The organism is Vreelandella sp. H-I2 (genome assembly GCF_052959335.1).
The window spans coordinates 301770-322211 of sequence record NZ_JBRAMC010000004.1; the positions used below are offsets into that span (position 1 = coordinate 301770).

Consider the following 20442-nt stretch of genomic DNA (forward strand, 5'->3'; position numbering starts at 1 on the left):
ATAGTGAAGTGCGTCGTTAATCCCGTGGAAAACGCGCTTCCAGCTCCGCCACCTGCTCAGGTGTTAATCCTCTTGGGTTCTCGCCCCGCAGCAACAGGTAAAGCTTGGCGGTCTCTTCCAATTCTTCGGTGGCGTAGATCGCTGCTTCGAGGTTTTTGCCCGCCACCACTGGGCCGTGGTTAGCCAGCAGCACCGCGCTATGCTGGCCCGCCAAGCCCCTCACGGCATCGCCCAGCTTGGGGTCGCCGGGAATGTGATACGGCACCAGCGGCAGCTTGCCCACCCGCATCACGTAGTAGGCAGTGAGTGGTGGTATGCAGTCGCAGGGATTCACATCGGGCAGGCAAGAGACCGCCACCGAATGAGTGGAGTGCAGGTGCACAATCGCACCGGCTTGCGGGCGCTCTTCGTACATCGCCATATGCAAAAACTGCTCTTTGGTAGGCTTATCGCCACTCAGCAGTTGGCCGCTGTTATCCAGATGAGAGATGCGCGCCGGATCTAACCTTCCCAGGCAAGCGTTGGTGGGTGTCATCAGCCAGCCGCCATCATCTAGCCGCACGCTGATATTGCCGCTAGAGCCCATGGTCAAGCCGCGCTCAAATAGCGATTTGCCCAGGGTGCTGATCTGCTCCCGCAAACTGTTCTGGGGATGGCGATGCAAGTGGATGCTCATACCAGCCCCTCAAACGCCCGGGTAAAGAAGTCGACGCCACCAAAGTTGCCAGATTTTAGCGCCAGCGACAGCGGCGCTTCGCGGCCCACCAGCGGGGCCTGGGTCCAGGGCACGCCGGGGTCGATCTGCTCGCCAATGCGCAGGGTCGTGATGCCCAGTGCCGACACCACCGCCCCCGAGGTTTCGCCCCCGGCGACCAGCAACCGGCCAACGCCGTCATCGACAAGGTTGACAGCCAACTGGCTCAGCGCCGCTTCCACTAACGCACCCGCACGCGCAACGCCAAGGGCTTGCTGGGCGGCGTTAACCTTTTCAGTATCAGCCGAGGCGTAGAGCAGTACCGGCGCCTCTTGAGATAAGCGCTTCTGGGCAAAGGCCAGCGCCTGCTCCTGCTGTTGCCCCCCTTCGGCCAACGCCAAGGGATCCAGGGCGAAGCCACCTTCAGGATGCTTGGCCAGAAAATCCGCCACCTGGGCCAGCGTGGCCCGGGAACAACTGCCGGAGAGTACCAGCGCCCCGCCGGAGGCAGGCGATAAACGCCCCGGTTCAGTGATGGTGGCTAACCAGCCCTGGGCACGGTACTGGGCAGGCAGAGCCTGCCCTAGACCAGAGCCGCCGGTGACTAAGGGCAGTAAAACCGTCGCTTCGGCAAGTACGTTCAGATCCTGCTCATCCAGGGAATCACAGATCACATGGCGAACGCCTTGTGCTTCCAGCGCCGATAAATGAGCGCGGGTGGCCGTTGGCCCCTGGGCAAGCACAGCGCGGTTGACCAACCCCACCGGGTGCGGCGTTTGGCGAGTAAGTACGCGCACTAAGTCCGCATCCTGCATGGGGTTTAAGGGGTGGTGCTGCATGCCACTGTCGTTGAGCAAACGGTCGCCCACAAACAGATGGCCCTGGTAAACCGTGCGGCCGTTAATCGGGAAAGCGGGCACCATTACGGTTTGGCTAGCCCCAAGGGCGTCGAGGAGGGCATCCGCCACCGGGCCAATATTGCCCTGGTCGGTGGAATCAAAGGTGGAGCAGTACTTGAAGAACAACTGCCGGGCGCCCTGCTTTTGCAGCCAATCTAACGCAGCGAGCGAATCATTAACTGCTTCCTCTACCGGGCAGGAGCGGGATTTGAGCGCCATTACCACCGCATCGATATCAGCGAGGTCAATCTCTTGCTGGGGTACGCCAATCACCTGTAGGCAGCGCATACCGCCGCGCACCAGATTATTGGCAAGGTCGGTGGCCCCGGTAAAGTCGTCGGCAATGGCGCCTAATACGATGTTCGCTCCCATGCTCATTTTTATTAGGCTCCCTGGGCGTCGTTGGCAGCTTCTGGCAACGCGATGCCCGATAACCGCTGGTAGACTTTAATCACCGCCGAGTCATCTTCGCGACCAAAACCTGAACCGCTGGCAGCGGTAAACTGCTGCAGAGCGCTAGACGCTACCGGTGTTGCCAACGCCAGCTCTCGTCCGGTCTGATGAACGATGTTGAGATCTTTGACGAAGATATCCACCGCCGAAAGCGGCGTGTAGTCACCACTCAGAATATGCGGCACACGATTCTCGAACATCCAGGAATTACCCGCCGAGTGGGTAATGACGTCATAAATGACCTTGGGGTCGAGCCCCATACGAATGCCCAGCGCCATGGCTTCGGCGGCGGTGGCAATATGGACACCCGCTAGCAATTGGTTGACTAACTTCATGCTGGAGCCTACCCCAGGTACATCACCCAACTGATAAACTTTAGCGGCCATGGCATCAAGCGCTGGTTGGGCGAAGCTGAACGCCTCAGGTGTGCCGGACGCCATGACCGAGAGCTCACCGCTTTTGGCTTTCGCTGCACCGCCGCTAATCGGCGCATCCAGCATCATTAAGCCCTGCGCCGATAAGCGCTCACCCAGCTGTTTGGCTTGGCTAGGCGCCACCGTGGCACACTGCATAATCAGGCTGCCCGGCGCCAATTGGCTGGCCACGCCCTGCTCTCCGAACAACACCTGCTCAACCTGTAATCCATTCACGACAACCACCAACACAATATGGCAATGAGCAAGCTCGGCAGGTGTTGCAACGCTGCGGCCCCCTGCCGCCACGAAGGCATCGCGCGCCTCTGCAGCAATATCGCAGCCCGTGACGGTAAGGCCGTGTTGGAGCAATACGGTAGCAGTGCCCATGCCCATGGCACCGAGACCAATAACGCCTACTTGAAGTGATTGTTGATCGTTTTGACTCACCTGCCGACACCTCGCTTGTGGTGAAAGTATTGTTGTTTTTGTTGCTATCGTCGCGGTGCCGTTCTCCTACATTACCCGTTGCCGAATTGCCCGTGGCCGCAAGACAAATGGTAGCGCTGTCATGATAGCGCTACCATTCGTTTTAGATTATTCTCTGCGTAACGACAAGCTGAACATTAGGGCCCTGCGACCAATGTCTAAAGACTCGCCTAACGCTGGCTTGCCCACCAACACCAGGCAGCGCCGAAGCTCCGACCAAGTCACGCTCAGCCAAGTGGCACAAGCCGCAGGGGTATCCCCGATTACGGCATCACGAGCGCTGAACTACCCCGAAAAAGTTAGCGATAGCGCAAGGCGTAGTGTTCTTCAAGCCGTGGAGAGCTTGGGGTACGTCCCCAACTTGGTGGCCGGCAGCTTAGCCTCTTCCCGCTCGCGGCTGATTGCGGTGATTGTGCCGTCACTAATCAATAGTGTGTTTGTGGAGGTCATCAAGGGGCTGCAGGAGACGCTGGAAGCCGAGGGGTATCAGATCCTGCTGGGTAACACCGACTACGATCTAGACCGCGAATATCAGTTGGTGCGTACTTTTCTGGGCTGGTCATGCTCGGCACTGGTCACCGCTGGGCTACGCCACAACACAGCGTGTCATACGCTGCTGGCGAACTGGGATCACCCCATTATGGAAGTCATGGAGCTGGGTAAAGGCATGGATCTTAACGTCGGGCTGGATCACGTGGCCGCCGGCCGCTGTATGGCTACCCACCTGATCGATCAAGGCTACCGCCAAATTGTTTATGTGGGCGCCCGGCTATCGCAGGATTATCGCGCCCGCATGCGCTTTGATGGACATAAAGCGGTGCTAAGGGAGAAAGGGGTCGATGCCCCACTACTGGAACTAGACACCCTGGGCAGCCTGCAGGCGGGCGCTGAAGGGTTGGCTCAAGTGCTCGCGCAATACCCTCATACCCAGGCCATTCACTTTGCCAACGACGACTTGGCGGCAGGCGCTCTACTGGCGGCTCAACGGCAAGGGCTAAACGTGCCAGGGGATATCGCCATTGCCGGGTTTAACGGCCTCCCGCTTGGTCAGCACGTAACCCCTCAGCTCACGACCATTCTTTCACCCAGAGAAGAGATGGGCCGTTTAGCCGCCAAAGAACTCATTCGGCGGCTAAGCGGCAAAAACGTCTACCGCCGCCAGCACGATGTGGGCTTTACGCTCCAAACCGGCGGTAGTACTTAGTGCTGGCTTATAACCAGGCATCAAAAAAGGTCATAAATGCGCGCGCTTTGGCGGTTATGTGCCGCCCTGGCGGATACACCGCATAAACGCCGCCTTCAGGCAGTGCCCACTCGTCAAGCACGCGCACTAAGCGCCCAGCAGCGATCTCAGGTGCCGCGGTAATATCCGGCAATACGGAGAGACCGCCGCCAGCGACCATCAGCGCAACTAAACTCGCCGTTGAGTTGGCCGCCAACCCCGCGCTCATCTGCACCTCATGCCGCTCATCGCGCCGCTGGAAAGCCCAGGTTAACGGCGCTTTTAACGGCGTAAAAGCGATCCATGCATGGTCTTCCAGCGCCTTGGGGTGTGAGGGCGTGACGTGACGTTCCAGGTAATCAGGAGCAGTCACCACGTGCTGTTGAAAAGTGCCTATACGCCGGGCGCGTAGCGTGGAGTCTTTTAACCAGCCTAAACGAAACGCCAAGTCGATACCCTCCTGCACCATATCGCTTATCTGGTCGCCGCTGCGTAGCTCTATATGCAGCGCCGGGTGCAAGCGACTGAACGCCACCACAGCTTCGCTCAATACCCCGGCGGCGTAATCTTCAGGTGCCGTGATACGCAGCTCGCCATGCAACTGTTGGGTGTCACTCACGGCACTGGTAAGCGTCCCCTGTAGCTCTATTAATAGCGGCTGACATTGATGATAAAGCGCCTCGCCGGCCTGGGTAAGTTGAACCCGTCGCGTGGTACGCAGGAACAGCGTTACGCCCAGGCGCACCTCCAACTGGCGAATTTGCAGGCTTACCCGGGTTTTCGTGCAGCCTAGACGCTCCGCCGCCTTGGTAAAGCTACCTGCCTCCACCAGGGCGATAAAGATCGGTAAAGCGTTTAAATCGAATTCGCTGGCGATGGTCATTTAACGCCCTATTGTTATGAAATCAATAACAGTAAATTACGTTAATCGCTATTTTTCAAATCAATAAAGCGGCCGACAATGCAGCAACAACCTACTTAAGGAGAACTGTTATGAAGATTGCACTGATTGGCGCTAGCGGTTTCATTGGATCCGCCCTATTAACCGAAGCGCTCTCTCGCGGCCATCACGTGACGGCGTTAGTGACTCGGCCCGAGCGGGTAGCGCCACAGGAGAATCTCACTACCGTGAAAAGTGATGTGTTAAATACTGATGCGCTTGCCGAGCAGCTACACGGTGCCGAGGCCGTTATCAGCGCCTTTAGTGGCCACGCCCAAGAGGATGTTTACGGCTATTACCTCAAAGGCTTTCACTCGATTTTGTCAGCCACTCAACAAGCTTCTGTGCCTAGGCTACTGATAGTGGGTGGCGCGGCAACACTTGAAGTAGCGCCGGGTAAGCTTTTGTTAGAGGCACCTGGTTTTCCAGCAGAGTACCGAGCAACGGCGGAGGGGGCGCAAACGGCCCTTGAAACGCTGCGCGGGCAAACGGCGCAAGCGTGGACGTTTCTCTCCCCCGCTGCTGAGATTTTCCCCGGTGAACGCACGGGCAACTTCCGGCTGGGCGGCGATACGCTACTGACCGATAGCGAAGGCAACAGCCGTATTTCCGTGCAGGATTACGCTATCGCCATGATCAATGAGTTGGAAAACCCACGACACACCAATCAGCGTTTCTGCGTCGCGTATTGAGCTAGAGCTCAGTCCCATCCAAAATGGATGGGACTGTTTCTCCTTTACTATCATCACCCGTTTACCCTTATATCTAACAACACCCAGCCGCTATATTGTAAGAGCTACCTGCATCAACGCACCTACTGCCAATGGCATCACTGAATCGTCAAAGTCAAAGCAGTGGTAGTGGTGACCGGCAGCAAGATCGGCGCCAAAGATCATATAGTCAGCCGTGTCATCATCTCGCGCCCGAGCCCCTAGCCCTGCCACTCGTCGCTAATAATCACCAGCCCCAGGGTAGCCACAGCCCTTGATTGAAACAGAGTCCGGTTCCCACCAACTCACCATCGACGCTTTCTAGCACGACGCCTTCTCCCACGTTAAGTATCTGCTGCCAATCATCGACGCGGTGAGGCCAGCCTAGCCGGAGCGACAGTCTATGCGCCGCATGGAGGTCGTTAATGGTCATTATTCGCCAGTTTATGCTCTCACGTTCAAGGCGGGAGGGGCCGGTAGCTGAAGCAGCCGTCGACGGGGAGTGAGTCATCGCACTATTTTCCTTGAGTTGATATTGATCGGTTTGCAGCTACTTTGGCACTCAGGAAGGTGCTGTTCCTCGCTCTAAGTTGAGGCTTACGGCAATTCAGCAGATCTGGTCGAATGAGACAAAGCCGAAGGCATCACATGCGCCCAAGGAGCTCGCACTCAGCACCCCATGCTGGGGCTTTCGATCTAGGATGGTAGCTACGCTTTGGTTTCCTAACGGATCCTACCCACTCCTTTTGACATCGAGAACAATCATGCCGAGTTTCGATCCTGGGCGTATTGCCCTTCCCTGTGCGCACTTTATTCAGGGCCAGCGGATTATTGACCCAAGTGCTCTCAGCGTATCGCGCCCCTCCGACGGGGCCGTCTATGCCGAACTGCCCGTGGCCGATGCCAATCGCGTCGATGATGCGGTGACCAGTGCTCACCAAGCGTTTTTACGTGGCAACTGGTCACGCTGCGCGCCGCGGGAACGGGCACGCATTATGAGACGCTGGGCGGATCTGATTGAAGCCGATATTGACTATCTCGCCCCGCTGGAATCCCTCGGCTCCACCCGGCCGATTGATCAGACACGGGCCTGGGATGTGCCCTATACCGCTGAGGGCATTCGCTTCTTTGCGGAATTCGCCGATAAGCACGGCGGCGAGGTGGCCGCGACCGCCCACGATCACCTGGGTATGCAGATTGCCGAGCCGCTGGGCGTTGTTGGCGCGATAGCGCCTTGGAACTTCCCGCTCAGTATGACCTGCTGGAAAGTAGCCCCTGCCTTGGCGGCGGGTAACACAGTGGTGCTTAAACCCTCGGAGATGACCCCTTTCACCGCCGTGCGACTGGCCGAGTTAGCTATTGAGGCGGGCATGCCGCCAGGGGTCTTTAACGTCATCCAGGGCAATGGGCCGTTAACCGGTGACGCGTTATGCCGCCATCCCTATGTGGCCAAGGTGACCTTCACCGGATCAACGGTCACCGGGCGCACCATTATGGGTGCCTGTGCAGAAACCGGGCCCAAACCGGTCACCCTGGAGCTCGGTGGCAAGAGCCCCCAACTGGTGTTTGCGGATATTCCGGATATTGATCGCACCGCTCAAACCCTTGTCGCCTCAATTACCGGCAACGCTGGGCAAGTGTGCGTCGCAGGCTCGCGATTATTGATCCAACGCGAACTGCTTGAGCCCATGATTGATCGGCTTAGCGGACTGTTCCAAGCCATCAACCCTGGCCACACATGGCAAACAGGCGGTTGGTTTTCACCGATTATTTCCAACACCCAGTTGGAGCGCATTGAAACCATCGTGGCGCGTTCCCGCGCAGCTGGCGCTGAGCTGCTGAGCGGTGGAGAGCGCTTTGAACGAAATGATGGTGGCCACTTTTACCAACCTACCCTGCTGTATACAGATGACCGCCACAATCCTGCAGTGGCGGAAGAAATCTTCGGCCCGGTGTTAACTATCCAAACCTTTGAAAATGAAGAAGAGGCGTTAGCGCTAGCTGAACACGATGTTTACGGTTTGGCTGCAGGCATTCATACCGCTGACTTGGGGCGCGCGCTACGTACCGTAAGAAGCCTCTCGGCGGGCACGGTATGGGTTAACCGCTACGGCCGAAGTAACGACTACATTCTGCCCACTGGCGGCTACAAGCGCTCTGGGGTAGGTCGGGATCTAGGCCGGGCGGCCTTTGAGGCCTGCCTGCAGCATAAAAGCGTGCTGATCGACCTCAACCAGTGAATTGCGCAACGTATTGGATAGTTACTTTCTCTACCAACTAGAGGTAGCAAGTCTGTTTATCAACGTGGACGCCGTGCACGACAGTCCGGCATTTCCCGTGAAGTTAATGTGGTGGTTATCGGTGGCATAGTTGTTTACACCACCGGTAACCAAGCCACAAATATAAGACATGGGATAATAAGCGTACGAAAAGGAGTTTATCAGCCACATATTGAGTACCAAAACGAGAGAGTGCGCCCCGGTCTCCTTACGAATTGTATTAATGGCATTTGGTCGCCCAAAAACGCTCATGCCGAACACCCAATGAAATGCTAGGTCATCGAATCTGGCGCGTGAACAAGGCACTTACATTTGCCAAAATTTTGTTGTACGCGCACTCAATAGTCATGAAGAGCATGTTAGTGCCGCTTGGGCTTAACACGGGGTTGATATAAACCTTAACAGTCATCTGTGCTGACGGGGCTTAAAGCTCTCATTTCTTCCGTCGTCACGGCTTTTCTATTGCACTAGGCGCCCAAAGAATAGCTCTCGATTTAGCAACCAATACGACACAGATGGTAGAGCCCACACCCCACCAAGTCATACGCATCACTGATGAAAGCCTGAGCCATTAGCAAGAAAAGGTTGTGACTTCCTGCCGCATTGTGTGCTGCCCCTACCTAAAAAAAAGATGAATTGTACCAGACAAGTGTGCACTTTCAGCGTCTAGCGCCTGCCTGAGAGTGCTGTAATGAATAGCGACATCAATACAACAATTAACAGAGGACGAAGCCCCATGAGCAAAATTACGTGTCCTAAGTACATCACTTTTGATTGCTACTGCAACTTTGCCGATTCCCAAATGCGCAGCATGTAAGAGATCGCTGCCAGCCTATTTCACAATGCGTTATGCGCAAAAGCACTTGTTGTCGAGCGCTATAACGAAGCTCTGAGAAATTGAAACAGCTATGCCAAAGCAATTGGCATGGCCTCGTGAAGTCATAAATTTCAGGATAATGCCATGTCATCGAAAAAACATATGCTTTCAGACGATTTTCGAGAGACGCCCTTCTGGTGGGAGGCTTGGCAACCTCAAGATCCTGCGCCAGCGGAGGTGCCATCCGAAACCGGTACAGCTGTGATTGGTGCTGGCTACGCGGGGCTGTGCTGTGCGCTTGAATTAGCCAAAGCTGGTGAGACTGTAACGGTACTGGAGGCTGGCTTACCTGGCATTGGTGCTAGCACACTGAGTGGCGGCCAAGTAACAGGAGGGGTCAACGTCGGCAAAAGCATGTCCAAACGGCCAGGCAAAGCCACTGGTGATTCGTCGAAGGAAGAAGCTAAGTTGCGCGAAGCAGCGGCAAGCTATCGTTTTCTTGAATCACTTATAGATGAGCACAGAATCAATTGCGACTATCATCGCAGGGGAAGGATTGCAGCCGCTTGGACACCTCAGCACCTCGAACAATGGGAGAAACGGCTGCCGAAACTCAATGCCTTAAGCGAAACCGATGCTTCCCTCCTAAGCAGAGAAGAACTCAGAGAAGAGCTGGACTCTGATGCCTACATTGGCGGCATTCTGATTAATCATGCTGGACAGCTGCACCCCTCGAAATATTACGCCGGGATCTTATCAGCCGCATTGGCTGCAGGTGCGCTGCTCTGTAGCAACGCAGCGGTCAGCTCTATCAGACGCGAGGGAGCCTCCTACATTTTGACAACGGCCCGCGGTACGTTGAAGGCGGCCAGAGTTGTGATTGCCACCAATGGTTATACAGGCTCCTTGACGCCGCAGCTGCGACGCTGTGTAGTTCCTGTAACTTCTCATCAGATCGCAACGGAAGTTCTACCTGAGTCTTTACAGCAAACCCTTATACCTCGCTGTCGAAGTGTCGCTGAAACCGGCCGCGTAACCAGCTATTACCGTTACTCACCGGATAGACAGCGTCTACTTTTCGGCGGACGAGCTAGATTTTACACACTAAACCCCCGACAGAGCGCGGCCATTTTACATCAGCAAATGGTTAAGCGCTTTCCACAGTTGCGTGATATCCGGGTCAGCTTTAGCTGGGGCGGGCGCGTGGCGGTAACGCTGGATGCACTTCCTCATATGGGACAGGACGCCAACGGCTGTTACTACGTGCTGGGTTGTAATGGTAGCGGCATCACTATGATGAGCTGGTTAGGGCATCAACTGGCACGACACCTCATCGAACAAAAACCGCTTGAGCTTAACGCATTCGGCACCCCGCTGCCTGGCCATCCATTTTACACAGGCCGCCCCTGGTTCATGCCACTGCTAGGGAGCTATTTCCAGGTACGTGATCGTATCGATAAATGGAATAGGGGCGTGCAATCTTCGTCCGACACTCAATGACTTACATAACTCATTTAAATAATCAGTCACAGGAGAGTTCTATCCTATGAGCCTTAGAATTGGTGTGGATATAGGTGGTTCATTCACGGATTTTGCCGTGTTTGATGATGTCTCAGGCACATTGACCAGCCTCAAAGTGTTCTCTCGTCCAGATAGCCCTGGAAGTGAAGTAATTAAAGGCATGGAGACGTTACGAGAACGTTATGGGATCGATCCTTCGGAGGTAATAAAGTTCACACACGGCACGACAGTAGGTGTAAATGCTGTTGTGCAAAGGAAAGGTATTCGTCTAGGACTAATCACCAATCGTCATTTCGAAGATGTGCTCAACATTGCTCGACTCAAGACACAAGATATGTACCATCTGATGTCTACTCGACCCACTCCACTGATCAGTCGCAACCATACCTTCGGCATTGACGGTCGCATCAACGCACAAGGCAAGGAGATTATTGCGCTTGATCTAGACAGTGTGAGAGAGGCCATTGAAGGCCTGCGCCATAGCGGGTGTGAGGGAGTCGTAATATCGCTTCTCCATGCTTATCGAAATAGTGATCACGAACATCGCATACGCGACATGATTGAAGAAGCAATGCCAGGCTTCTTTGTTTCGTGCGCCAGTGATGTTTGGCCAACCATCCGTGAATATGAGCGAACGTTAACGGCCGTCATCGGTGGTTATGTACAACCACGAGTCTCGCACTACCTTAGTTCTTTACAGAGCGCCCTAGTTGATACTGGCGTGAGGGCTCCCTTGCAGGTTACCAAGTCAAACGGCGGAGTGATGAGCGCCGAGCGTGGAAAAGTCGACTGCGTACAGATGATTCTTTCCGGAACGGCGTCAGGTGTCATTGGTGCAGCATGGGTTGCTCGCCTTTGCGGACTGAATAATGTCATGAGCCTGGATATAGGAGGTACAACTGCCGACGTAGCCCTAATCGTTGACGGGCAACCTCAGTACGCAACCGGGGAGTACATCGGCGACTATCAAATTCACATTCCTTCCGTATCAGTAACCTCGATCGGTGATGGTGGTGGCTCAATTGCGCGAGTCGATGAACTTGGCGTTCTTAAGGTGGGCCCAGACAGTGCCGGATCAACGCCAGGTCCAATCTGCTATGGAAGAGGAGGTATTGAACCGACAATTACCGACGCTTTTGTGGTTATGGGCATTCTCGGCCAATCGGCACTGGGTTACGACACCGTCAGTCTTGATGTAGATGCTTCACGTCATGCAATAAAGGTGCTGGCTGACAAGCTAGGGCGTGGCATTGAGTCGACTGCCGAAGCGATCATTAATGTTTCAATCTCCGAAATGTATGCTGGTATAAGCCGAATGATTTCACGGTTTGGCATCGACCCACGCCAATTCGCTCTAATGCCCTTTGGTGGCGCCGGGCCTATGCTTGCTTGCTATCTCGCTCGAGAACTCAGCATGCAGGAAGTTGTGGTGCCTGTTACACCAGGCGTACTAAGTGCGCTGGGCGGGCTAATCGCCGACACTCGCAATGATTTTGTTCGCATCACCTGGTACGACCTCGACGAAACCGTACTGACGCATCTTGCAGATGATATGGATGCATTAGAACGAGATGCTCGAGATTGGGTTCGCGAAGAAGTAGGAAATGATGCTAAGTCCGAAATAACGCTTTCCGCCGAAATGCGCTACAAAGGGCAGTCTTTTGAAATCGAGACGCCGATCGATACTGGAGATGTAAGAGAAGCTCGGCTGGCATCTCTACGCGAGGCATTTCATTGCGAACATGAGCGCCTTTATCAGTATCGGGACGAAAATGCCGTCATCCAAATCGTGTCGCTTCGACTGATCATTACCGTACCTACCCCCCGGCCCTCACTGCAACCAATCGAGAATGCTATCTCGCCTCTTGAACCTCACCAAATGGTCGATGTTTGGATGGATGGTGCGCAACGTTTAGTTGCTCTATATCGCCGTGAGGATCTGTTAGGCGGACATCAATTCGACGGCCCGGCCATCGTGGCGCAAGACGATAGTACAACCTGTGTATTACCAGGTTTTAAAGTTGAGGTCGACAACTGGGGCAATCTACACCTGATCAATTCCACTGTTGCATCTGAGGAGCACTGAGATGGCATTCGACAACTCGGTATTACAAATTTTTGCTAATTACTGCGTAGCTGCCGCCGAAAGTATGGCTTATACCCTGGTGCGTACAGCTCATTCCACCTTTGTTAAAGAAACTGAAGATTTTTCCTGCGCTCTCGTCACTCCAGAAGGTCTCGCATTCGCTTCGCCCAAAACCTTGGGAGCCACATGGTATATCGGGCTCGATTATGGGCCTGTGCTTGATCGAGTAGGTGAATATGCGCCGGGTGATATCGCGATGACCAACGACGCCTATAGCGGCTGTGTCGCGACTCATACTCCGGATATCGTGATGTGGAAACCCGTATTCTATCGGGGAGAGTTAGTCTGCTTCGTCGGTGGACATATTCACAATACCGATATGGGAGGAGCCGTCCCCGCCTCGCTGTCCCGCTCGCTAAGTGAAATCGAGCAAGAGGGTATTCGCTTTCCCCCCACAAAGATCGTTCGCGAGGGAGTGCTAGACGAAGCTCTGCTTGCCATCATGGCAACCAATGTACGCGCGCCTGAACAGAATCGCGGCGACCTCAAGGCGCAAATTGCGATGCTTTTAAACGGTGAGAAGCGCGTTTTAGAGATCATAGAACGTTTCGGCCTTGAGGACTTTCGCACCGGCATGGGTGCAATGCTCGACTATTCTGAGCAACAAGCACGACAGATTCTGAAGTCAATCCCTGATGGTGACTACTTTTTTGCCGAGTATGCCGACGAGGACAGCGTCGGAGGAAAGCCTATGCGAGTGGCACTCAATCTGCAGATCAGGGGCGGGGAGGCAATCCTGGATTATACGGGTAGCGATCCACAACTTGCATCTTCCCTCAACATGCCGACAGGGGGAATGCAGCGTCATGCGTTAGCACTCGTAGGGTACCATTATGTGCTCTATACCCTGCAGGATGACATCCTTCTTAATGCTGGCCTAGACCGAGTTGTGCGTTGTGTGCTGCCGGAAGGCAGTGTGGTCAACGCCGTAGCGCCTGCCGCAGTCGGCATGCGTAGTCTCACCTGTAAACTAACCCACATGCTTACTTTCGGCGCTTTTTCTCGGGCAATCCCAGAGAGGCTGCCAGCCTGTGCGGCTGGCGGTCTTGCCATTTTGGGTGTAAAGACCATGGATCAAACCGGCCGTACGGTAATGGCCTCATTAGGTCCAGTCGGGGGTGGTGCCGGCGGAATGCCTCATGGAGATGGCACTGATGGCTCTGGAGCTAACGTAGCCTTTCTTCGCAATACTCCAGTAGAGATTAATGAGACAGAAGTTCCCATTTTAATAACCCGCTACTGCCTGTCACCAGACTCGGGTGGAGCAGGCTATTATCGTGGTGGATTAGGTTTATGTATGGAATTTCAGGTCTTTTCGCCTGGTAGCATGGTCTCAGCACGTAACCGTGATCGCACCCATTTTGCTTCCTGGGGAGTTTTAGGTGGGCAGGCGGGTGCTAACGCTCAGTTCATACGTAATCCTGACTCTTCGTTGCCGGAAGCGCTAGGCAATGCAGATATCGTGCACTGTCAACCAGGAGATGTGATCCGCCTAACTGGCGCAGGTGCCGGAGGCTTTGGCGATCCGCTTGAACGTGAAGCCGAACGCGTGTTTAGAGACTTCGAATGCGGCTATGTTTCGCTCGATAACGCGCGAATGCAGTACGGGGTCGTCATCTCTGATAGCGCTGTTGATCAACAAGCTACCGAAACGTTACGTCGTGAACTTCGTCATCGTTCTTCCGCATCTAAAAGCCCTGACGAACCATTTGAGTACGGTCAATATCGCACCAAATTTGAATCCCGCTGGACACGCAATCGTTATGATGAATTGACGTCAATCTTAGCCTCGCTACCCGTGGAATGGCGATTTTTTGTAAAGCATCAACTATTTGACGCACTAGATGAGCGATTGTCGGAGGACTTAATGGCTCCAGATAAAGGTCTCGTGCACGACCTTTTTAACAGCTTGTTACAACGCTACCCAGAACTTCGCAAAAACGAACCGCCGACACCATAAGTACCAGCGCGGCGATGGCCTGAAAAAATCCTTCTGCCGCACTCTGTGCTGCTTTAATCCCAAAAAAAGCGATTTGTGTTAGCTAGGCGGTCATTTTTAGCGTCTGTCATCTGCTTGAGAGTGCTGTAATGAGATGTCGCCAATCGCGCTGAGCCATATAGAAGAGGAGCAAACAATATGAGTAACATCATGCGCCCGAAATATATCACTTTTGATTGTTACGGCACTCTCACCAACTTCCAGATGGGGGAAATGACGCGCGAAATTTTCGCTGATCGTATTCCTGATGCCGAACGTATGGAGTCTTTCATAAAGGATTTTGCCTCTTACCGTTACGATGAAGTTCTCGGCGAATGGAAACCTTTTGCTGAGATCCTCTGCACAGCATTGGAGCGCACATGTAAACGCTGGCGCATCGAATACCGTGACAACGAAGGCATGTTGTATTATCAGGCCGTACCTACTTGGGGCCCACACCCGGACGTCATTGAGGGATTGGCTAAAATTGCCGACAAAATCCCCCTAGTGATTTACTCCAACGCCGATGACAGCCAAATCATGGCTAACGTAAAAAAGCTTGAGGTGCCCTTTCACAAGGTTTTCACAGCTGATACGTTCAAAGTCTATAAGCCCCGTTTAGCCGCCTTTGAAGCCATGATCGACAGCTTGGACTGCCACCCTGAAGAGCTTCTACACGTTTCATCAAGCTTCCGCTATGACCTCATGTCAGCCCACCTAATGGGTATTAAAAATAAAGCCTTCGTTGCACGCAATCACGAACCCTTCTGTCAAGGCTATGGTGCCACCCAAATTGCTGACATTCGCGGGCTGCCCTCCCTCGTTGGCCTCTAAGTAGAAACTGTTCACGCCCCGGAGAAATAGTGTATGCAACTCGACTCCTATTGGCTGTCCACTGCCCCCGTTTTCTACGGAGGCCAGCAGGAATTCACCCAAGAGCACTACGATGTTGCGGTGGTTGGCGGTGGTTTTACCGGGCTATCCGCTGCCCGCACGCTGGCCCAGGGCGGTGCCCGCGTAGCGCTGCTGGAGGCGGGCCAACTCATTGGAGAAGCTTCAGGGCGCAACGGCGGACAGTGCAATACCGGCGTGGCCCAAGACTACGCCAGTCTGGTCGAACAACTTGGCCGCGAGCAGGCGATTGCCCACTACACCACCTACGCCGAGGCCGTCTCCAGCGTCGAGCAGGTGATTGCCGAAGAGTCCATCAACTGCGATTACCTGCGCCACGGCAAGCTGAAACTGGCGGCTAAGCCGGAACACTACGACAAACTGGCGCGCACCTGCGACGCCATCCGCCGTGATGTGGATAACGACGTGGAGATGCTCTCCGCAACCGCTGTGAAAGCGGAGGTCGATTCGCCGCTCTATTATGGCGGACTGCTGCTGCATAACGGTGGCCAAATGCATATGGGCCGCTTTGGCATCGGCTTAGCCGAAGCGGCGGCCAGTCATGGCGCACATATTTTTGAGCATACGCCGATGACACGCTTGAACCGCGAGAAATCAGCGTATCGATTAGGCACACCCAGTGGCGATATTCGCGCCGAAAACGTACTACTGGCCACTGGCGCATCGCAAACAGGCCCGCTGAGCTGGTTTCGCCGCCGTCTGGTGCCAGTGGGTAGTTTTATCGTTGTCACCGAGCCTCTTTCAGCAACGCAGTGTGCCCAGCTGCTTCCCCAGCGGCGCTCTTATGTCACCAGTCGCATTGTCGGTCACTACTTCCGCCTTACCGCCGATAACCGTCTGCTGTTTGGCGGGCGGGCTCGTTTTGCCATGTCCGGTAGCCACTCGGATGCCAAAAGCGGCGAGATACTCCGCCGCGGCCTGGAAGAGGCCTTTCCCCAATTGAAAGGGGTGCAGCTCGACTATTGCTGGGGCGGGCTGGTGGATATGAGCAAAGATCGGCTACCCCATGCTGGCCAACACAACGGAATGTACTACGCCATGGGCTATAGCGGCCATGGAGTGCAGATGTCGGTACATATGGGGCACGTTCTCGCCAATGTCATCCTGGGCAATCGCCAAAGCCACCCCTGGAAAGACACTAAATGGCCAGCGATTCCCGGCCATTTCGGCAAACCATGGTTTTTACCTTTGGTGGGTAGCTGGTACCGACTACAGGACCGATTGCATTAAGCCATAATCACAGCCCGACCACTGCTACCAAGACTCGCCAAGTAAGTAATAAAAACGATTATTACAACAAAGATCTAAGCAAACGCTGCCAGACTCACAAAAACACTTAATCGCAGTAAGGAGAAGGCTTATGACACACGAAAAAAACTCCGACGACCTATTTGTTTCTCCTGAACAAAGCATGCAGGTTTACAACGCCATGCAGCGCGGGCTATCTCGACGCGAAGCCATGAAAGTTCTTGGCTCAGCGGGCGTATTTGCGGCCGCGGCTGGTGCCTTTCCCGGTTTTTCTTCGGCATGGGGGGCGGATAGCGAAACCGCGTCGCCTCAGTATGGCGGCCGTATTCGAGTTGCCGCTCACTCAACTTCGATTGCAGAAAGCCTCGACCCTGCATTAGGCACAACGGGGATCGACTATTGTAGAGCCTACATGTTTTATAACGGCCTGACGCAGTTCGATGAGAGCCTGACGCCTCAACCCTGCCTGGCAGAATCATTTGAAAACACTGATAACGGCAGCCACTGGATCTTTACCCTGCGGCGCGGGGTTACCTTCCATGACGGTAAGCCGCTTACCCCTCAGGATGTGATCTTTTCGATCATGCGTCATAAAGATCCTGCTACCGGTTCAAAGGTCGCCTCCATGGTCGATCAAATCGAAAGTATCAGGGCTCTCGATGACCAGCGCGTCGAATTCAACCTCTCCTCCCCCAATATTGAGTTGCCCTCTATCCTGGCCGTCTCGCACTTGGTGATTGTGGCAGACGGCACCACCGACTTCTCAAAAGGCGTGGGTACAGGCCCATTCAAATGCCAAGAGTTCATTCCTGGCGTGCGTTCACTAGGGATGCGGAACGAAGACTATTGGCGCAATGGATATCCTTACCTGGATGCTATTGAGGTAGTCGGCATTGGGGATGAATCTTCGCGAGTTAATGCTCTTCTTTCTGAAGACGTTCATATGATCTATAACATCGGCGGGAGTTCTGTCGAACAAATTAACAGAAGCGAAAACGGGACTGTAAAATCCAACAATTCAGGCACATACACCAACTTAATTATGCGCTTTGATCAGCAGCCAACCAGCCGCCCTGAATTCCGAGAAGCGATGAAGTATCTCTTTGATCGAGAACAAATCAAGCGCGTCGCACTCCGTGGGCATGGCGAGGTCGCCAACGATCAACCTATTGCACCGAGCTCACCTTATTTCTTTAATGAGCTGCCACAGCGAGAGTACGATCCCGAACGTGCCGCTTCCTTGCTTGCCAAAGCAGACCTAAGTGGCGCCACTATCCCGATAGTATCGTCCCCGGCGGCCAGATATTCTGAAGACATGGCTGTCATGCTGCAACAGTCCGCATCCCAGGCAGGGCTAACGCTTAATATCAACCGCGTCCCAGAAGATGGTTACTGGTCTAACCACTGGATGAAACACTCTTTGGGCTTTGGCACCATAGCACCACGTCCAACAGCCAATATTTTACTATCACAATTTTTCTTATCCAATGCTCCTTGGAATGAAGCAGGGTGGGAAAATGAGCAATTTGATCAACTGCTTATCTCATCCAGAAGTGAACCAGACTTGGCCAAACGCAAGCAGATGTATGCAGACATGCAGACGATTATCCACGAGGAGGGCGGCATCGGCATCCCCGTTTTCCTCAATGACGTCGAAGGCTACAACGCCCGTATTGGCGGCATGGAACGTACCGTACCTCTTGGGCCATTTATGGCATATATGTTCGCCGAATATGTTTGGTGGAAAGGGTAATCCCTGCTCTTCTTACTGCTAATGAAGACCATGGATATCACTATCGGAGCGGTTAGCGCCTCTCCGATGTTGATGAACTTGGCCCATGAGTCGGAGATAAAAAATGAATAACTCGCTCGTAGGACTTGTATTGGGGCGGTTGGCTTCCAGCCTTATTACTCTGCTACTGGTCACTCTGGTGATATTTGCGATTACGTCACTACTCCCAGGTGATACCGCTCAGCAGGTTCTCGGTCAATTCGCTACACCTGAACAGGTGGAGGCGTTACGCGCCCAACTAGGCCTTGACCAGCCGCCTATACTACGCTACTGGCAATGGCTAAGTGGCTTTATCACTGGTGATCTTGGCAATTCCGCCAGTAATGGTGTACCAGTCATACAGCTGGTCAATGACCGCCTCCCCAACTCGCTATTGCTAGCCGGCATTACAACTGTCATATCGGTTCCCCTGGCGCTCATTATGGGTATCGCTGCCGCCATGCGTCGAGGCGGCGCCCTAGACCGCGCCTTGAACCTGATCACTTTGTCGATGGTCGCGGTACCCGAGTTTCTGGTGGCCACGCTGGCAGTACTGATTTTCGCCGTGCAACTCGGCTGGCTACCGGCGCTCTCCTATGTGTCCACCGTCGATAGCTTGGGCGCTTTCATGAAAGTTTACGCGATGCCGGTGCTCACTCTGTGTTGCGTATTGATTGCCCAAATGGCTCGTATGACCCGGGCCGCTTTAATCGACCAACTCGACAGCGCTTACGTTGAGATGGCGCGGCTCAAAGGCGTTCCACCAATGCGGCGAGTGCTGCGCCATGCGCTGCCTAACGCCGTCGGCCCGATTGCCAATGCAGTGGCACTGAGCCTCTCTTACCTGCTCGGTGGTGTCATTATTGTCGAAACCATCTTCAATTATCCAGGCATCGCCAGCTTGATGGTCGATGCGGTTTCCAATCGCGATCTCGCCCTGGTACAGGCCTGCGCAATCATTTTTTGCGGTGCATATCTGCTCCTGGTCATGCTAGCCGACCTGTGCGCGATCCTCTCTAACCCGAGGCTGCGAAACCAATGAATAACACCAAGGCAATTCCATCCGCCAAGGGCAACACGCATCAACATGCCATGGCAGGCAGTCGCCTGCCGATTACTTCACCAAAACAACGCAACCGTTCCCGGTTGCAACTAACCCGCTGGATCGGTCTTGGCTTATTTAGCTTCTGGCTATTAGTGGCCATGTTTGGGCCACTGTTCGCACCCTACCCAATGGGGGCCTTTGTATCTGATCAGATATACGGCGGGGCAAGTGCTGCCCATCTACTCGGCACCGACTACATGGGCCGCGATATGCTCAGCCGTATATTGACGGGGGCTCGCTATACCGTGGGGCTGGCGCTGGTGGCCGCGTTACTGTCAACCCTAGTTGGAGCGGGCTTTGGCATGCTAACAGTGTTACTACCGCGCTGGCTTGAAGAGAGTATCCGCCGGATATTCGACACGCTCATCTCGATCCCCAGCAAAATGATGGCCCTGGTAATGGTCTCAGCTTTTGGCACCTCTATTCCTCTGCTTATCCTCGCGGCAGTACTCAGCTATGCGCCGGGCTCTTTTCGCATTGCCCATAGCTTGGCCAAAAATCTCGCCACCCTGGAATACGTGCAGGTCGCTCGTACTCGGGGAGAAGGACGACTGTACATAGCCGCCGTGGAAATTTTTCCTAACATGATCCAACCCGTGTTCACCGATATGGGCATGCGTTTTGTGTTCATCGTACTGCTGCTTAGCGGCATGAGCTTTCTGGGCTTAGGCGTGCAGCCGCCGGTCGCCGACTTGGGCTCCCTGGTGCGTGAAAACATCGGTGGTCTTAGCCAGGGGGCGTTGGCAGTGATTGCGCCAGCCTTGGCGATTGGCTCATTAACTGTCGGTGCCAACCTGTTAATCGACAGTCTCTCGAACAGCCGCGACAACCAGAAGGAATGACGC

At 54.4% G+C, this 20442-nt stretch carries 16 protein-coding genes; 11 read left to right on the forward strand and 5 right to left on the reverse strand.

The genetic code is table 11. The annotated features are described in order from the left end of the window. Positions 1 to 16 precede the first annotated feature (16 nt). The 3 genes from otnC to ltnD are packed head-to-tail and all read right to left on the reverse strand — an operon-like array spanning position 17 to position 2909. Entirely contained in the window at positions 17 to 676 is a 660-nt protein-coding gene (gene otnC / locus ACUVOF_RS12170; protein ID WP_447044605.1) for a 3-oxo-tetronate 4-phosphate decarboxylase, read from the reverse strand. Next, entirely contained in the window at positions 673 to 1971 is a 1299-nt protein-coding gene (gene otnK, locus ACUVOF_RS12175) for a 3-oxo-tetronate kinase (protein WP_447044606.1), read from the reverse strand. Before otnK ends, otnC begins: the two co-directional genes overlap by 4 nt. A gap of 5 nt (positions 1972 to 1976) precedes the next feature. Continuing rightward, positions 1977 to 2909, reverse strand: coding sequence for an L-threonate dehydrogenase (gene ltnD / locus ACUVOF_RS12180; RefSeq protein ID WP_447044607.1), 933 nt, complete (start codon positions 2907 to 2909; stop codon positions 1977 to 1979). 193 nt (positions 2910 to 3102) lie between these two features. On the opposite strand from ltnD, the gene ACUVOF_RS12185 reads away from it, so the two are divergent. Next, complete coding sequence (locus ACUVOF_RS12185) at positions 3103 to 4152, forward strand: LacI family DNA-binding transcriptional regulator (RefSeq protein WP_447044608.1); 1050 nt, start codon at positions 3103 to 3105, stop codon at positions 4150 to 4152. A 7-nt stretch (positions 4153 to 4159) separates the two neighbouring features. On the opposite strand, the gene ACUVOF_RS12190 is transcribed toward ACUVOF_RS12185, so the two are convergent. Continuing rightward, positions 4160 to 5053 (reverse strand): LysR family transcriptional regulator, encoded by an 894-nt coding sequence (locus tag ACUVOF_RS12190; RefSeq protein WP_447044609.1) that lies wholly within the window; start codon positions 5051 to 5053, stop codon positions 4160 to 4162. 110 nt (positions 5054 to 5163) lie between these two features. Between ACUVOF_RS12190 and ACUVOF_RS12195 the strand changes: the two genes are divergently transcribed. Further along, a complete protein-coding gene (locus ACUVOF_RS12195) occupies positions 5164 to 5802 on the forward strand; it encodes an NAD(P)-dependent oxidoreductase (protein ID WP_447044610.1) in 639 nt (212 codons plus the stop codon). Between the two features lie 265 nt (positions 5803 to 6067). Here ACUVOF_RS12195 and ACUVOF_RS12200 read toward each other — a convergent pair whose 3' ends face one another. Then, complete coding sequence (locus tag ACUVOF_RS12200; protein WP_447044611.1) at positions 6068 to 6331, reverse strand: hypothetical protein; 264 nt, start codon at positions 6329 to 6331, stop codon at positions 6068 to 6070. Positions 6332 to 6584: 253 nt separating this feature from the next. On the opposite strand from ACUVOF_RS12200, the gene ACUVOF_RS12205 reads away from it, so the two are divergent. The 9 genes from ACUVOF_RS12205 (at position 6585) to ACUVOF_RS12245 (ending at position 20439) form a co-directional block, all read left to right on the forward strand. Beyond that, positions 6585 to 8060, forward strand: coding sequence for an aldehyde dehydrogenase family protein (locus tag ACUVOF_RS12205; RefSeq protein ID WP_447044612.1), 1476 nt, complete (start codon positions 6585 to 6587; stop codon positions 8058 to 8060). A 1000-nt stretch (positions 8061 to 9060) separates the two neighbouring features. Then, positions 9061 to 10416 carry an NAD(P)/FAD-dependent oxidoreductase gene (locus ACUVOF_RS12210; RefSeq protein ID WP_447044613.1) on the forward strand — a complete coding sequence of 452 codons (1356 nt, stop codon included), beginning with the start codon at positions 9061 to 9063 and terminating at the stop codon, positions 10414 to 10416. A 46-nt stretch (positions 10417 to 10462) separates the two neighbouring features. Further along, a complete protein-coding gene (locus tag ACUVOF_RS12215) occupies positions 10463 to 12523 on the forward strand; it encodes a hydantoinase/oxoprolinase family protein (protein ID WP_447044614.1) in 2061 nt (686 codons plus the stop codon). Between the two features lies 1 nt (position 12524). Next, positions 12525 to 14543 carry a hydantoinase B/oxoprolinase family protein gene (locus ACUVOF_RS12220; RefSeq protein ID WP_447044615.1) on the forward strand — a complete coding sequence of 673 codons (2019 nt, stop codon included), beginning with the start codon at positions 12525 to 12527 and terminating at the stop codon, positions 14541 to 14543. A 177-nt stretch (positions 14544 to 14720) separates the two neighbouring features. Beyond that, a complete protein-coding gene (locus ACUVOF_RS12225; RefSeq protein WP_447044616.1) occupies positions 14721 to 15395 on the forward strand; it encodes a haloacid dehalogenase type II in 675 nt (224 codons plus the stop codon). Between the two features lie 33 nt (positions 15396 to 15428). Continuing rightward, entirely contained in the window at positions 15429 to 16703 is a 1275-nt protein-coding gene (locus ACUVOF_RS12230) for an NAD(P)/FAD-dependent oxidoreductase (RefSeq protein WP_447044617.1), read from the forward strand. Positions 16704 to 16833: 130 nt separating this feature from the next. Beyond that, positions 16834 to 18474, forward strand: coding sequence for an ABC transporter substrate-binding protein (locus tag ACUVOF_RS12235; RefSeq protein ID WP_447044618.1), 1641 nt, complete (start codon positions 16834 to 16836; stop codon positions 18472 to 18474). Between the two features lie 103 nt (positions 18475 to 18577). After that, positions 18578 to 19534: an ABC transporter permease gene (locus ACUVOF_RS12240; RefSeq protein WP_447044619.1), complete on the forward strand. Its 957-nt coding sequence runs from the start codon at positions 18578 to 18580 to the stop codon at positions 19532 to 19534. After that, a complete protein-coding gene (locus ACUVOF_RS12245; RefSeq protein WP_447044620.1) occupies positions 19531 to 20439 on the forward strand; it encodes an ABC transporter permease in 909 nt (302 codons plus the stop codon). The genes ACUVOF_RS12240 and ACUVOF_RS12245 overlap by 4 nt, the downstream gene beginning before the upstream one ends. Positions 20440 to 20442: the final 3 nt, after the last annotated feature.